This window comes from Rhodococcus sp. PSBB066 (assembly GCF_017068255.1).
Lineage (GTDB): Bacteria > Actinomycetota > Actinomycetes > Mycobacteriales > Mycobacteriaceae > Rhodococcus > Rhodococcus aetherivorans.
In genome coordinates this window covers 5,953,210-5,968,631 of sequence record NZ_CP070859.1, presented here as the reverse complement: position 1 = coordinate 5,968,631, position 15,422 = coordinate 5,953,210, and the positions used below count along the sequence as shown (strand labels likewise).

The 15,422-nt window shown below is 73.1% G+C and carries 10 protein-coding genes; 2 read left to right on the top strand and 8 right to left on the bottom strand.

Going from position 1 to position 15,422, the window contains the following annotated elements:
• Positions 1-3: 3 nt before the first annotated feature.
• The 4 genes from JYA75_RS27200 to JYA75_RS27185 are packed head-to-tail and all read right to left on the bottom strand — an operon-like array spanning position 4 to position 4,301.
• A complete protein-coding gene (locus JYA75_RS27200; protein ID WP_203329549.1) occupies positions 4-657 on the bottom strand; it encodes an isochorismatase family protein in 654 nt (217 codons plus the stop codon).
• A 37-nt stretch (positions 658-694) separates the two neighbouring features.
• Complete coding sequence (locus tag JYA75_RS27195) at positions 695-2,344, bottom strand: (2,3-dihydroxybenzoyl)adenylate synthase (protein ID WP_006931905.1); 1,650 nt, start codon at positions 2,342-2,344, stop codon at positions 695-697.
• 20 nt (positions 2,345-2,364) lie between these two features.
• A complete protein-coding gene (locus JYA75_RS27190; RefSeq protein ID WP_006931907.1) occupies positions 2,365-3,135 on the bottom strand; it encodes a 2,3-dihydro-2,3-dihydroxybenzoate dehydrogenase in 771 nt (256 codons plus the stop codon).
• On the bottom strand, positions 3,132-4,301 hold the full coding sequence (locus JYA75_RS27185; RefSeq protein ID WP_029541313.1) for an isochorismate synthase: 1,170 nt from the start codon (positions 4,299-4,301) through the stop codon (positions 3,132-3,134). The genes JYA75_RS27190 and JYA75_RS27185 overlap by 4 nt, the downstream gene beginning before the upstream one ends.
• 175 nt (positions 4,302-4,476) lie before the next feature.
• Between JYA75_RS27185 and JYA75_RS27180 the strand changes: the two genes are divergently transcribed.
• Positions 4,477-12,219: a non-ribosomal peptide synthetase gene (locus JYA75_RS27180; RefSeq protein WP_185713842.1), complete on the top strand. Its 7,743-nt coding sequence runs from the start codon at positions 4,477-4,479 to the stop codon at positions 12,217-12,219.
• Positions 12,220-12,378: 159 nt separating this feature from the next.
• Here the strand turns inward: JYA75_RS27180 and JYA75_RS27175 are convergent, their stop codons facing one another.
• Positions 12,379-12,831: an Lrp/AsnC family transcriptional regulator gene (locus tag JYA75_RS27175; protein WP_006931915.1), complete on the bottom strand. Its 453-nt coding sequence runs from the start codon at positions 12,829-12,831 to the stop codon at positions 12,379-12,381.
• A gap of 122 nt (positions 12,832-12,953) precedes the next feature.
• Here JYA75_RS27175 and JYA75_RS27170 point away from each other — a divergent pair, with 122 nt between their 5' ends.
• Positions 12,954-13,586, top strand: coding sequence for a LysE family translocator (locus JYA75_RS27170; RefSeq protein WP_308936531.1), 633 nt, complete (start codon positions 12,954-12,956; stop codon positions 13,584-13,586).
• A gap of 20 nt (positions 13,587-13,606) precedes the next feature.
• On the opposite strand, the gene JYA75_RS27165 is transcribed toward JYA75_RS27170, so the two are convergent.
• From JYA75_RS27165 to JYA75_RS27155, 3 genes are read right to left on the bottom strand one after another with little or no spacing between them, the layout of a single operon-like run.
• Complete coding sequence (locus JYA75_RS27165; RefSeq protein WP_198163317.1) at positions 13,607-14,041, bottom strand: hypothetical protein; 435 nt, start codon at positions 14,039-14,041, stop codon at positions 13,607-13,609.
• Positions 14,038-14,619 carry an MBL fold metallo-hydrolase gene (locus JYA75_RS27160; protein ID WP_198163315.1) on the bottom strand — a complete coding sequence of 194 codons (582 nt, stop codon included), beginning with the start codon at positions 14,617-14,619 and terminating at the stop codon, positions 14,038-14,040. Before JYA75_RS27160 ends, JYA75_RS27165 begins: the two co-directional genes overlap by 4 nt.
• Positions 14,613-15,395, bottom strand: coding sequence for an enoyl-CoA hydratase/isomerase family protein (locus tag JYA75_RS27155; protein WP_065923007.1), 783 nt, complete (start codon positions 15,393-15,395; stop codon positions 14,613-14,615). The genes JYA75_RS27160 and JYA75_RS27155 overlap by 7 nt, the downstream gene beginning before the upstream one ends.
• Positions 15,396-15,422: the final 27 nt, after the last annotated feature.

Below are 15,422 nucleotides of genomic sequence, written 5' to 3'. Positions count from 1 at the left end.
GGATCAGCCGGACACCGAGAGGACGCTGGTGCGCAGGCGCCGCACCGCGTCCGCCGCCGGCACCACGGCGGCGCACCGCGCCGCGAGGTAGTGCAGCGCCTCGGTGTGCTCGCGCCGGGAGAAGTCCGCGACGCCGTCCGCGACGACGAAGACCTGCACGTCCTGCATGAATCCGTCCAGCGCGGTGCTCAGGCACCCGATGTGGGCGTAGACGCCGGTGACGACGAGCTGGTCCCGGCCCCACGCGCGCATCCGCTCCCGCAGGTCGGTGCGGATGAACGCGCTGTAGCGCCACTTGGTGAGCTGCACGTCGTCCTCGCGCGGCGCGAGGTCGGCGACGACGGACGTCAGGGCCGGATCGTCGGCCAGGCCGGGACCCCAGAAATCGGTGAGCAGCGCCCGCTCGGCCGGATCCTGGTCGCCGGGCTGGGCGGTGTAGACGACGGGAATGCCCGCCTCGTACGCCGACCGCCGGATCGCGTCGATGTTCGGGACCACCGTCGCCAGCGGATCCGCCGCGCGGTCGAAGGCCCGCACGAAGTACTCCTGCATGTCGTGCACGAGCAGTACCGCCCGCCGCGGGTCGATGGTCCAGTCGACGGTGTTGGCGGGCAGGTCGGTCGGCAGGGGATAGGACACGGACTTCGGCAGGGCCATCGCAGGATTCGCTTTCTGTGGTCGAGCGGAGTCGGGATCAGTGCTGCAGGGTGGCGGCGAGCGCGCGACGCAGTCCGGCGCGGCTGGTCTTGCCCACACCGGTGCGGGGGAAGGTGTCGACGAAGACCACCTTGTCGGGGATCTTGTACGCGGCCAGGCCCCGCTCGCGCAGGAAGGTCCTCAGCGCCGGGGCCTTCGGGGCCTCGCCGTCGGCGACGACGAACACACACGTGCGCTCCCCGAGGTAGGCGTCGGGCACGGCCACCACCGCGGCGTCCAGGACCCCGGGGTGGGCGAGCAGGTGGTTCTCCACCTCCTCGGCGGCGATCTTCTCGCCGCCCCGGTTGATCTGGTCCTTCGCGCGGCCCTCGACGACGACGTAGCCGTCCTCGGTCAGCCGCACGAGATCTCCGGTGCGGTAGAACCCGTCGGCGGTGAACGCCGACGCGTTGTGCCCGGGCGCGTCGTAGTAGCCGCGGATCGTGTAGGGACCGCGGGTGAGCAGGTGGCCCGTCGCGCCCGGGGCGACGGGACGGTCGGCGTCGTCGACCACCCGGATCTCGTCGTGCGGGCTGATGGGCCGGCCCTGGGTGCCGACGATGGTGGCCTCGGGGTCGTCGAGCCGGGTGTAGTTGACCAGGCCCTCGGCCATCCCGAACACCTGCTGCAGGGTGCAGCCGAGTTCGGGCGTCACGCGCGCGGCCGCCTCGGCGCCGAACTTCGCGCCCCCCACCTGCAGGACCTGCAGCGACGACAGGTCCCGGTCGATACGGGGCCGCGCCGACAGCCACGCCAGTGCGAGCGGGGGCACGAGCGACGCCATGGTGACCCGCTCGCGCTCGATCAGCGCGAAGGCGGTGTCGGGGCTCGGGTCCGGCGCCAGCACGATCGTGCCGCCGGCGTGCAGGACCCCGAGGATCCCGGGTGAGCTCATCGGGAAGTTGTGCGCCGCCGGCAGTACCACCAGCATCCGGGTGCCGGCGTCGACGCCGCAGATGCGGGCCGACTCGCGCACCGAGTACAGGTAGTCGGTGTGGGTGCGCGGGATCAGCTTCGGGGTTCCGGTGGTGCCGCCCGAGAGCTGCAGGAAGGCGACGGATTCCGCTTCGACATCGGCGAATTCGCCCGGCTCGTGCTCGCGCAGCGCGTCGAGCGGGGTGAACTCCTGGGCGTCGCCGGCGACGACCACGACCGGCGGACGGTCGAGGTTCGTGCACACCTGCCGGGCCAGGCCGCGGTAGTCGAATCCGCCGTGCTCGCCGGCGATCACGTACGCGGCGGCGTCGGTGAACCGGCAGAAGTACCCGATCTCGGCGCTGCGGTGCGCGGGCAGCGCGAACACCGGCAGCGCACCGAGCCGGAACACCGCGAAGACCACCTCGGTGTACTCGACGATGTTGGGCAGCTGCACCAGCACCCGGTCGCCCGGCCGGACGCCCGCGGCCGCGAGCCCGGTGGCGATCCGGTCCGCGGCGCCGGTGAGTTCGCGGTAGGTGAGGCGGCGTTCGGTGCCGCGGGCGTCACGGCCGACCACGGCGACGCGCTCGCCGTGGCGGTCGGCCCGCACGGACAGGAACCGGACGAACGTCTCGTCCGTCCAGTAGCCCGCGGCGCGGTAGAGTTCCGCGAACTCCTGGGGGTAGCCGGCGGTGGCAGCCAGGGGAGTCCGGGTGGCGGCGATCGTCACGGAGTTCCTTTCGATCCGGTTCAGGCGCGCAGCGTGGCGCCGCCGTCGACGTACAGGGTCTGCATGGTGATGTGGCGGGCACGGTCGGAGAGCAGGAACTCGACGGCGTCGGCGATGTCGGCAGGGTCGGCGATGCGGCCCAATGGAATCCCCACCTTGAACGAGGCGGCGTCGCCGTCGATCGCGGTGCGGGCGCCCGCGTCGTCGGCCGGATCCGGCCACAGGGACCGTTGCATCGCCGTGTCCGTGGAGCCCGGGGCGACGACGTTGGCGCGGACCCCGAACCGGGCCAGCTCGAGGCCGAGCACACGAACGATCATGTGGGCGGCGGACTTCGACGCGCCGTATGCGCCCATTCCGGCGCGGGGCACACCCGCCGAATTGGAGCCGACCGTGACGATCGCCCCGCGGCGACGCTCGCGCATCCCGCGACCGACGACGCGCAGCACGTTGATCAGGCCGGTGACGTTGACGTCGAACATCCGCTGCCACTCGGCGGGATCGGAGTCGAGCACCGACCCGGTGGTGAAGACGCCCGCGACGTGGGCCAGCGCGTCGACCGGCCCGTGCTCGGCCTCCACTCGTGCGACCGCCTCGGCGACGCCGGCCGCGTTGCACACGTCGAGACCGTGCACGGGGGCGGCCACGTCGAGCAGCGCGGCGGTCTCGGCGAGGCCGTCGACATCGCGGTCGGCGAGGACGACGCGGTGCCCGGCCTTCGCGAGGGTCAGGGCGGTGGCGCGGCCGATGCCCTGGGCGGCGCCGACGACGAGGGTGACGGACCGGCTCACCGCCGCACCCCCAGCGCCTCGAGCACCGTGCCGAACTTCGTTGTGGTCTCCGCGAGTTCGTCGAGCGGATCCGACCCGGCGACGATGCCGCCGCCCGCGTGGGTCGTGAGCGTGGTGCCGTCGGCGTCGAGGACGGCGCAGCGGATCGTCACCATCCATTCGCCGTCGCCGTCCCGGTCGGCCCAGCCGACGGCGCCGGCGTAGAAACCGCGGTCACCCTCCAGTTCCTGGATCAGCGCCCGGGCGGGGGCGGTCGGCGTGCCGCAGATTGCGGGGGTCGGATGCACGGCGAGGGCGAGGTCGAGGGCGGTGACCGACCGGTCCCGCAACCGGCCCGAGATCGGGGTGCCCAGGTGCCAGAGCTGCCGGGTGGTCGTCAGGGTCGGCGAACCGGGGATGTCGAGGTCGGTGCACAGCGGTTCGAGGCTCGCGCGCAGGGCGTCGACGACGTGGGCGTGCTCGGCGAGGTTCTTCTCCGACGCGGCGAGGCGCCGGCCGGTGCGCCGGTCGACCTCGGGGTCCGGGTGCCGGGGCGCCGAACCGGCGAGCGGATGACACGTGACGAGGTCGCCGCGGCGCCGGACGAGCACCTCGGGACTGGCCCCGACGAGGTGCCGGCCGGTCCACGGTCCCCCGGCGGCGGTGAGGTCGACGACGAATCCGTTGCCGGAGGGGTCGTTTCCGGCCAGGCGGGCGAGCAGCGACGCCGGGTCGACGGGTGCGTCCGCCCGCAGGAGCAGCGCGCGGGCCAGCACCACCTTCGCCAGGTCGTCGGCCGGGTCGCGCAGTTGCCGCAGCGCCGTGGCCACCCGGTCGAGATGTTCGTCCTCGGTGGGCAGCGTCGCGGCGATCCGCACCGGCGGCAGCGCGACGGTGACGTCCCCGACGGGGTCCGGCTGGTGCCGCAGCGCGACGGGCGCGGTGAGGGCGGCGTGGTGGTCGGGTGCGAACGGCAGCGCGCCGACGACGGCGGCCACCGAGCCGGCGCGCAGCGCCGCCGCGGCCTCGCCGGCCGAGTCGAACCGGGCGTCGACGCCCTCCGCCACGACGGTGCCGTGCGGACGCGACAGCACGAACGGGGCGGCGGACCCGATCTGCCGCGGGGCGGCGGTGCCGATCTGCCGCGGGGCGGCGGTGCCGTGCGCGGCGACGGCCGGTGCTTGCATGTGCGCAGACCTCTCGTAGTGGTGACAGGGACGGTCGCGGTGCCGTGCACCCGACCCAGCAGAACATATACGGTTAGCCTAACCTTTGGTATCGTCACGTTTCGCGCCGGACCGGCTTCACCTCTCGTGATGCGATACGGCACAGTCGAATTCGACCGTAGAAAGGGGATCGATCGTGCCCACGTCCGGCCCGTCGACCTCGGCATTTCCGCTGACGCGGGCCCAGTCCGGCGTATGGTTCGCCCAGCAGCTCGACCCCGCGAACCCCGTCTTCAACACCGCGGAATGCGTCGAACTCCGCGGCGACGTCGACGTCGCCGCGGTGACGCGGGCGGTCCGGGAGGCCGTCGCCGAAGCCGAGGTGCTCACCGCGGCCTTCGCCGTGGAGGCCGACGGATCGGTCCTCATCCGTCCCGGCGCGCACGAGGCGCCGGAGCCCGCCGTCGTCGATCTGCGCCGCGAGCCCGAGCCGGAGGCGGCCGCCCGGCGCTGGATGGCCGGCGACCACACGCGCGTGCTGGATCCCGCCCGCGAGCCGTGCCTGCGCGTCGCCGTGCTCCGCCTCGGCGACCGGCACGCCGTCCTCTACCTGTGCATCCACCACCTGGTGATCGATGCCTACGGCTTCGGCCTGCTCACCCGGCGCATCGCCGAGCGCTACACCGCCGACGTGCTCGGGCTGCCGGTCCCACCGGCCAGGTTCGCCCCACTCGCCCCCGTCGTCGCCGAGGAAGCCGCCTACCGTGCGTCCGCGGACTTCGCCGCCGACCGGGACTTCTGGGCCGGCTACCTCGACGGCGCCGAGGACGCCGTGACCCTCGCCGACGGTCCCGGCGGCATCGCCGTCCGCTGCCGCGGCGTGCGCCTGACCCTGACCGCCGAACAGCAGCAAGGGCTCTCGCGGATCGGCAAGGCCACCGGCGCGAGCTGGGGCGACGTCGTCACCGCCGCCGTCGCCGCGTTCCTGCGCGCCGCGACGGGACGCGGCGACGTGATCGTGGGATTCCCGGTGATGAACCGGCTCGGCAGCGCCGCGACGACCGTGCCGATGTCCGCGGTCAACGTCGTGCCGCTGCGCCTGCGTCCCGAACCCGCCCGCACCCTCGCCGATCTCGTCGCCGAGGTGCGTGCCGCCGTGGCGGACTGCCGCCCGCACCACCGCTACCGCGGGGAGGACATCCAGAACGACCTGCGCCTGCCCGCGGGCTCCCGGGGCGTCGTGGGGCCGTCCGTCAACGTCAAACCGTTCGGCGACCGGCTGCGCTTCGCGGACCTGCACGCCGCGGTGCACTCCGTGGCCCGGGGCCCGCTGCAGGACTTCATGGTGACCGTGCGGCCGCTCGACCACACCGGCGGCCTCGAAGTCTGGGTGGACGCGGATGCCGACGCCTACACCGCCGACGACCTCGCGCGGCACGCACGCCGTCTCGAACTGCTCCTCACCCAAATCGCCGCGCTCGCCGATCCGCACCGGCCGCTGGCCCGGCTGCAGATCCTCGGCGCCGGCGAGCGCCGCCGCCTCCTCGTCGAGCGCAGCGGCGACGACCTGCCGGTGCCGACGGACCTCACGCTGCCGGACCTGCTGGCCGCGCAGGTGGCCCGTGACCCGGACGCACCCGCGGTGCGCGATGCCGCCACCGCCCTGACCTTCGGCGAACTGGCCGCGCGCTCGCGCCGCCTCGCCCGTCACCTCCTGAGCCGCGGGCTCGGCCCACAGCGGCGCGTCGCCGTCGCGTTGCCGCGCCGCGCCGACACGCTGGTTGCGCTGTTCGCCGTCCTCGAGGCCGGCGCCACGTGCGTTCCGCTGGACCCCGACCATCCCGCCGAGCGGCTCGCCCACGTGCTCGCCGAGACCGTACCCGGTGTCGTGCTCACCGGCGGCGACGGCGCCGCACGTATCGCCGAGATCTCCTGCACCGCGGGCCTGCCCGATCCGGTGAACCTCGACGGGCTGGACCTGTCCGGCTACGACGCCGAGCCGCTGACCCGCGCCGAACGCGGCCGCCCGCTGCACGAGCTCGACGTCGCCTACGTCATCCACACCTCCGGTTCGACCGGCCGGCCCAAGGGCGTGGAGGTCCCGCACCGCGGCGCCGTCAACCTGTTCCACAGCCACCGCGAGCGCGTCTTCTCCCGTGCCCGCGCCGAGGCCGGCCGCGACCGCCTGCGGGTCGGGCATGCCTGGTCGTTCGCGTTCGACGCCTCGTGGGGCCCGCATCTGTGGCTGCTCGACGGACACGAGCTGCGCATCGTCGACGAGGCCACCCAGCGGGACCCGCACCGGCTCGCCGAACTCGCCGGCAGCGAGGGCTGGCACTTCGTCGAACTGTCGCCCGCGCAACTCGAGCAGATCGTCGAGGCCGACCTGCTGCCCGCCGGTACCGTGCCGACGCTCGGCTTCGGCGGCGACGCCGTCACCGACGCCCTGTGGCGGCGTCTGCGTGAGCGCGACGGCGCCGCGTTCAACTTCTACGGCCCCACGGAGGGCACCGTCGACGTCCTCGTCGCCGAGGTGGGGGACGCGGCGGAACCCGTGATCGGCCGGCCGGTGGCGAACCTGCGCGCCTACGTGCTCGACGCCGCGCTGAACCCGGTCCCGGAGGGCGTGGACGGCGAACTGTACGTCGCCGGCCCCGGCGTGGTGCGCGGCTACCTCGGCGCGCCCGGCGCGACCGCGGCGCGGTTCGTGGCGAACCCGTTCGGCGACAGCGAAAGCCGCATGTACCGCACCGGCGACGTGGTGCGGTGGACCGCGGACGGCCACCTCGTCTACCGCGGCCGCCGGGACGACCAGGTCAAGATCCGCGGCTTCCGCGTCGAACTCGGCGAGGTCGAGGCGGCGCTGCAGGAGCTGCCCGGCGTCGCGCGGGCCGTCGCCGTGGCGCGTCCCGACGCGACCGGCACCGCGCGGCTCGTCGCCTACCTGGTGGGCGGCGACGGTGACCCCGCGACGGCCCGCGAGCTCGTGGCGCGGTGGCTGCCGGCGCACATGGTGCCGTCGGCGTTCGTGTTCCTCGACGCGCTGCCGCTCACCTCCAACGGGAAGGTGGACCGCACGTCGCTGCCGGAACCGGACTTCGGGGCCCTCGTCGGCGGCCGCGCGGCCGCCACCGAACGCGAACGCGTGCTGTGCGCGGTGTTCGCGGACGTCCTGGGCCTCGACACCGTCGGCGTCGACGACGACTTCTTCCTCCTCGGCGGTCACTCCCTCGCGGCGGCCAAGCTGATCGCGAAGGTCCGCGACGCGCTCGGCGTGGAACTGCCGATCCGCACCGTCTTCGACCACCCGACCGTCGAGGGGCTCGCCGCGCAGTGCCCCGACGATGCCGCGGCCCTGCGGATCCCGCTGCGCCCGGTCGAACGCGGCGACCGTGCACCGCTGTCGGCGGGGCAGCAGCGGCTGTGGTTCCAGTTCCGGCTCGAGGGCCCGAGCCCGACCTACAACGTCCCGCTGACGCTGCGCCTGCGCGGCGTCCCCGATCCGGCGGCGCTGCACGAAGCGGTGCGCGCGGTGCTGGACCGGCACGAGGTCCTGCGCACCGTGCTCGAGGACCACGACGGCGTCGGCATGCAACGCGTGCTCGCCGCACCCGGCGTGCCGTTCACCGCCCGCACCGTCGCGGGGGCCGACCTGGACGCGGCGGTGGCGGCCGCGGCGCGGCACGTGTTCGACCTCGAACGCGAGATCCCGATCATGGTGATGCTTTTCGAGGGCGGATCCGCGGAGGCCGTGCTGCTGGTGCTCGTGCACCACGTCGCCGCCGACGAGTTGTCCGCCCCGATCCTGCTGCGCGAGCTCGGCGCGGCCTACGCCGCCGCGGCCGCCGGGAGTTCCTGGACGCCGGCGCCGCTGCCGGTGCAGTACGCCGACTTCGCGGTGTGGCACCGCGAGATCCTCGGCGACGGCGACGGACTCGCCGCCCGCCAGCTCGACTACTGGCGCGCCCGGCTCGACGGGATGCCGGAGGAACTCGACCTGCCCACCGACCGGCCCCGCGGCGCGACGGCCACGTTCGCGGGCGGCACGGTCGAACGGCTGGTACCGCCGCACGTGGCCGATGCGCTGCGGGCCGTCGCGCGCGGTGCGGGCGCCACGATGTTCATGCTCGTGCACACCGCCGTCGCCGTCGCCCTCGCGCGCAGCGGCGCGGGGGAGGACATCCCGATCGGCTCGCCCACCGCGGGCCGCCCCGCCGCCGAACTGGACGACCTCGTCGGGTTCTTCGTCAACATGGTGGTTCTGCGGACGGACCTGTCCGGCGATCCCACGCTCGCCGAACTGCTCGCCCGGATCCGCAGCACCGACCTCGACGCCTACGCGAACCAGGACCTGCCGTTCGACCGGCTCGTCGAGGCCCTGAACCCCTCCCGCAGCGCCGGCCGGCACCCGCTGTTCCAGGTGCTCGTGCAGCACCGCACCCCGCCGGTCGTCGACGCCTTCGCCGGCCTGGAACCGCGGGTGTCCACCGTCGACACCGGCGCCGCCCTGTTCGACCTGACCTTCGACGTGGTCGAGGACGCGGGCGTCGGCCTGCGGGTGCGGGTGGAATACGCGCGGGACCTGTTCGACGCGGCCACCGCCGACGCGCTGGCCGCCCGCGTGGTGCGCGCCTTCGCGGCGCTCGCGAGGGATCCGCGGACCCGGCTGTCCGCGCTCGACCTGCTCGCCGACGACGAGCGCGACCGTCTCTGCTCCGGCAGCCCGTACGTATGTATGGACGACGTCGAAGACGTCGGCGTGGACACCCTGGGTGAGCTGTTCACCCGCCAGGCGCGGCGCACCCCGACCGCGACCGCGCTGGTCACCGCTACCGGGACGCTCACCTTCGGGGAACTGCACGCCCGTACCAGTCGGCTCGCGCGGCACCTGATCCGCCGCGGCGTGGGACCCGAGACGGTGGTCGGGCTGATGCTGCCGCGCGGCACCGACGCGATCGTCGCGGCCCTCGCGGTGTGGCAGGCCGGCGGCGCCTACGTCCCGATCGATCCCGGGTACCCGGCCGAGCGCATCGAACACATGCTCGCCGACTCGAGGCCCGTCCTCGTCCTCGACGAGGCCGCGCTCGCCGCGGTGGACCCCACGCTCCCGGACACCCCGCTCGAGCCGGGCGAGCATCTCGGCGCAGTCTCCGGCGACGGGGCCGCCTATGTCGTCTACACCTCCGGCTCGACCGGGCTCCCCAAGGGCGTCGTGGTGCCGCACCGCGGCGTCGTGAACCTGGTCGCGACCCAGCGGCGCCGGACCGTCGGCCGCGCGGAGGACCGGCCGCTGCGGGTGCTGCTGACCTACGCGCTGTCGTTCGACTCCTCGATCGACCCGCTGCTGTCCATGCTCGCCGGGCACACCCTGTACCTGCCGGACGCCGACCTGCTCGCCGACGCCGCCGCCACCGTCGCCTACGTGCGCACCCACCGCATCGACGCCGTCGACTGCGTACCGCTGCTCATGACCGAACTGCTCGCCGCCGGCCTGTGCGAGCCCGCGGCGCCGCACCGTCCCAGCCTGCTCGCCGTCGGCGGCGAGGCCGTGTCCGCGGACCTGTGGTCGGCGCTCGGCGCGTTCGACGGGGTACGGGCGCTGAACATGTACGGCCCCACCGAATGCACGGTCGACGCCACGGTCGCCGAGATCCGCGGGGCGCGCCCGCACATCGGGGCGCCGATCGACGGCGCCCGGGTGTACGTGCTCGACGACCGTCTGCGCCTCGTCGCGGCGGGCGTGGCCGGAGAGCTGTACGTCGGCGGGCCCGGCGTAACCCGCGGCTACCTGAACCGCCCCGGGCCGAGTGCGGCCCGCTACGTGGCCGATCCGTTCGGCGCTGCGGGCGCCCGGCTCTACCGCACCGGAGATCGGGTGCGGTGGATCGACGCGGGCGGCGACCGTCCGGTGCTCGAGTACCTCGGCCGCAGCGACGATCAGGTCAAGATCCGCGGGTTCCGCATCGAGCTCGGCGAGATCGAGGCCGCGTTGTCGGCGCACCCGGCGGTCGCGGGCTGCGTGGTCGTGGCCCGGGAGGACGAGCCGGGCCGCCGCCGGCTCGTCGGCTACGTCACCGGCGCCGGAGCAGATCCGGAAGTGGTGCGGCAGCACGTGTCCCGTAGTCTGCCCGAGCACATGGTGCCGGCCGCGATCGTGGTGCTCGACGAGTTCCCGGTCACCCCCAACGGTAAGGTCGACCGGCGGGCGCTGCCCGCCCCGGTCTTCGCGCCCGCCGGGGCGTCCCGGGCCCCGGCGAACGACCTCGAGCGGCGCCTGTGCGCGGTGGTGGCGGAGGTGCTGCGCCTGGACACGATCGGACCCGACGACGACTTCTTCTCCCTCGGCGGTGATTCCATCGTCTCGATCCAGCTCGTGTCGAGAGCCCGGGCGGCGGGACTGCGCTTCGCCGCCCGCGACGTCTTCGAGCACCGCACCCCGGCGGGCCTGGCCCGCATCGTGCAGGTCGACACGGCACCGGACGAGACGGAACGCACCGCCGCCCTGGGTCTCGTCCCGGCGACCCCGATCGTGCACGACCTCCTCGACCGCGGCGGCCCCTACCGGGGATTCGCCCAGTCCCGCCTCCTGCACGCGCCCGTCGGGGTCGACCTCGGCACCCTGGTCGCGGCGGTGGGCCGGGTGCTCGCGGTGCACGACGCCTTGCGTGCCGTGTTCGATCCGGCGGCAAGGACATTCGACGTCCGTGCCGCGGACACCGTCGATCCGGCCACGCTCGTCACGCGGGTGGACGTCCGGGGACTCGACGAGCGGTCCCGCTCGACGGTGCTGTCCGAGGAGACCGACGTCGCCTGTGCCGCCCTGGATCCCGAGACCGGTGACATGATGCGGGTGGTCTTCTTCGACGCCGGCCCAGGGCGTCCGGGCCGGATCCTGGTGGTGGTGCATCATCTGGTGATCGACGGGGTCTCGTGGCGGATCCTGGTCCCGGACCTGGCCGTCGCGTGCGAGGGCACCGAACCGGCCGGCGGGGGAACGCCGCTGCGGACCTGGGCGCGGGGGCTGCTCGACCAGGTTCCGGCGCGGCGCGGCGAACTGGGGTTGTGGCGCCGCGCCCTCGAACCGGCCGGATGCGTGCGGATCGCGGGGCGGCGGGTGGATCCCGCGCGCGACACGATGGCGACGGTCTCGCGGGTGCAGGTGCAGGTCCCGGCGTCGGTGACCGAGGCGCTGCTGACGACGGTGCCGGAGCGCTTCCGCGCCGGCGTCGACGACGTGCTGCTCACCGCGCTGGCGCTGACGGTGGGCCGGGTGTGCGGCGGTGGGGCGGTCCCGGTGGACCGGGAGGGGCACGGACGCGAGGAGCAGGTGGTGCCCGGCGCCGACCTGTCCCGCACCGTCGGCTGGTTCACCAGCCTGTATCCGGTCCGCCTCGACGTCTCCGGGGTGGATCTCGCCGAGGCGTTCGCCGGCGGCGACTGCGCCGGGGTGGCGCTCAAGCTCGTCAAGGAGCAGTTGCGGGAGATCCCGGACAACGGAATCGGGTTCGGCATGCTCCGCCATCTCGATCCCGAGTCCGGGACCGAACTCGGGGCCGCACCGGCACCGGAGATCGGGTTCAACTATCTCGGCCGGCTGACCCTCGGCGAGGGGGACGGCGGACCGTGGACGGCCGCTCCGGAGGCCGGCGTGCTCGGCGGCACCACCGACGAGGCGATGCCGGTGAGCCACGCGATCGAGGTCGGCGCCGTCACCGAGGAGACGCCGGCCGGACCGGTGCTCCGCGCGACGTGGGGTTACGCCACCGGGGTCGTGCCGGCGTCCGTCGTCGCCGAGTTGGCGCACGGCTGGGTCGCGGCGCTGTGTGCGCTCGCCGACCACGCCGCGCGCGACGACGCCGGTGGCTTCACTCCCTCCGATCTGACGCTGAGCGACCTCGACCAGTCCGAAATCGACGATTTCGCACTGGAATTCGGGTGAGTGCCTCGGCGCTGGGCCCGGAGGTGCGCCGCATCATCGATGCGGACCGTCGACAGCGGAGTAACGACGTGTTCTTCGATCGGGACGGACAGGACACCGTCCTTCCTGGGGCGTCGGTACGCTCCGGACCGCGTAGGCCACGGAGCAGTGGTCGGGGTCCTACAGGGGCAGGGGACGGTTGTCTACCACGCTTTTCATGACGAGAGTGGAGCTGAGGCGCCCGACGCCGGGGAGGGTGGCGAGGGATTCGTCGTAGAGCTTCTGGAAGGCGGGCAGGTCGCGGGTGATCACCCGCAGGAGGTAGTCGGGGTCGCCGAACAGTCGTTGCGCTTGCAGGACATGGGGTATGGCGGCGACGGCCGGTTCGAATGCCTCGAGGGTGTCGCGGTCGACGGTGCGCATGGTGACGAAGACGAGCGCCTCGAACGTCAGGCCCAGGGCGCCGGCGTCGAGCTGGGCGCGGTAGCCGGTGATCGCGCCGGAGCTCTCCAGCGCGCGTAGGCGGCGGTGGCAGGGCGAGATGCTGAGTTGGACCCGATCGGCGAGTTCGGTGACGGTGAGCCGCCCGTCTTGTTGGAGCTCGGCAAGGATCTTTTTGTCGACGTTGTCCATGTGGAAGATTTTCCCCCAATTACACGGTTCTTGTGAAAACTATGGGAACGAATTCCAGGTCGATCTCCCTAATCTCTCTATCGGGAACCGCCAGGCGTCCTGGCGGTCCGAGAGTGTGAAGGATGAGTGAGGTCATGGCGGTCGGTACCGTTGCTGCGTTCTGGGCGGTGTCGTTTCTGTTCGTGCTGACGCCGGGGGCGGATTGGGCGTACGCGATCGCGGCGGGGCTGCGGCACCGCACCGTGGTGCCCGCGGTCGGTGGGATGTTGTCGGGGCATCTGGCAATGACCGCGGTGGTGGCGACCGGCGTCGCGGCGCTGGTGGCCCGTTCGCCGTTGGTGCTGACCGCGTTGACGGCGGTCGGGGCGGCGTACCTGGTGTGGCTGGGGATCGCGATGCTCGTCAAGCCCTCGGCTCTGCCGCAGGCCGGGGCGGAGCAGGCGCCGGAATCGTGGGTGCGGCAGGCGGTCAAGGGTATGGGGACCAGCGGGCTGAATCCGAAGGTGCTTCTGCTGTTCCTGGCGCTGCTGCCACAGTTCACCGACACGGACGCGCGGTGGCCCCTCGCGGTGCAGATCGTGCTGCTGGGTGTGGTGCACACGGTCAGCTGCGCGGTGGTCTACACGGGGGTGGGGACGGGGGCGCGGGTGGTGCTGCGCACCCGCCCCGCCGCGGCGCGGGTGGTGACCTGGATTTCCGGTGCCGCGATGATCGGAATCGGTGCGGTACTGCTGATCCAGCGGGTGGTCGGATAGGACTCGGCGACAGCACGCGTTCACGTGCGGTCCGGAACGGCGCGTGCGCGCGACGCCGACCATTTCCGGGGAAACGGCACCTGCAGCGTTCCCGGCGTGACCGGGATGTGTTCGGCGGCGGCATGTAGTCGATTGTTCCGCGCGACGACGGCGCCGCCGCGGATCATCGTCTCGACCAGTTCGGCGGCGAGCGCCTCGGGTGTGAGGCACAACAACCGTGCGGCGTCGGTCAGCCAGGCGCGTGCATGCAGGTAGGGCTCGACCTCGTCGGCGGGAATGCCGCCTCGAATCATCAACGCGAAGACGAAAATTCGACGTGCGCCGTACCGCACCGCGCCGTCCGGGTCGTCGACGTGACGCTGGCCGCGACGCCGTGCACTGGCCAGTGCTCCGTCGGTGTCGGCGGGAATCGGTCCGTGCGCGGGCAGCAGCACCCGTGGCCGAAGGTCGGTCAACCGGTGCAGCGATTGCAGGGCCGTGCGGGCCGCGTCAGGGCCGTCGAGGGCACTGTCGACCCAGCCGACGTCGTAGTCGGACAGCGCGTCTCCGACCACCAGTAGTCGCTCCTCGGGCTGCCACAGCGCCAGGTGGCCGGGTGTGTGGCCCGGGGTGCGGACACCTCCCAGTCGGTGTCGCCGAGCCGGAGCACCTGCCCGTCGTCGAGCGGTTCGTCGACGGTGTACGGGGCGACCGGCTGGTCGAGGTATTCGGCGAGACAGCAGCCCGGGTCGCGTCGGGCGACGGCGTCGGCGTCCGGGGCGCCGGCCGCAATACCGGCACCCCTCGCCTGCGGTAGCGCGTTGCCGCCGACGTGGTCGGCGTGCCAGTGCGTGTTCACGACCCGGGTGAGATTGTCGCTGTGCGCGTGCACCCATTCGGCTGTCTGCTGCGCATGGCCGACGAAACCGCTGTCGACGAGCGCCGCTTCCCGCCCGTCGAGCAGAAGCAGGTTGGTATCGGGAAACGGCCGCTGCCGCCAGATCACCCAGGCGGGCAACTGCTCGTCCGCGCCGCCGTCCACCCTGGTCACCATCCCGCGGGGCGGCCCTTGAGCTGTTCCCAGTACCGACGGTGGGCGCGCCGGGACGGCTCGCTCGTCATGCCGGCGGCCAGCTCCTTGCGGTCGAGCGGGTCGCACAGGTCCGCGATGTCGCGCAGGGCGGGGGCCTGCAGGGCGCGCTTGGTGTAGGCGTAGTTCTCGATGCAGTCTTCGGGGGTCAGTTCGGCGATGGCGACGGCGCGGCCGAGCAGTTCCTCCGCCGGTACCAGCTCGTGCACGATGCCCATGGCGTGCGCCTCGGCCGAGGTGAAGATCTCGCCCTGCAAACAGGTTCGCGAGGCCACCGGTTCACCCCAGGCGTAGGCCAGCATCCGCAGATATACCGCGGGCATCGGGATGCCGATCGGCACCTCGTTGATCCCGAACCGGGCCCCGTCGGGGACGGCGACCCGGCGGTCACACACGGCGGCGGTGATCAGGCCCCCGGCGAATGCGTGCCCGTTCACCGCGGCCACCGTCGGCCGTGGATAGGTGAACAACCGCATGTTCGTCGCCCGGTAGTCCTGGAACCACGACGCGACCTCTGCCTCGTCCCCGGCGAAGAGCGGAAAGTGCTCGGCGAGATCGAGTCCGGCCGAGAACCGGGTGCCGGTGCCGGTCAGCACGACCGGGGACTGTGGGTGGTCGCGTTCGAGTCGATCGAACGCCTCGTGCAGGTCTGCGAAGAAGGCGCGGTTCTGTGCGTTGACCGGATTGGTGTTCATCGTCACGACGGCGACGCGTCCGCGGCGTTCGATGGTCCAGCTCATGTCGGTTCCTCCGTATCGAAGGTGAGT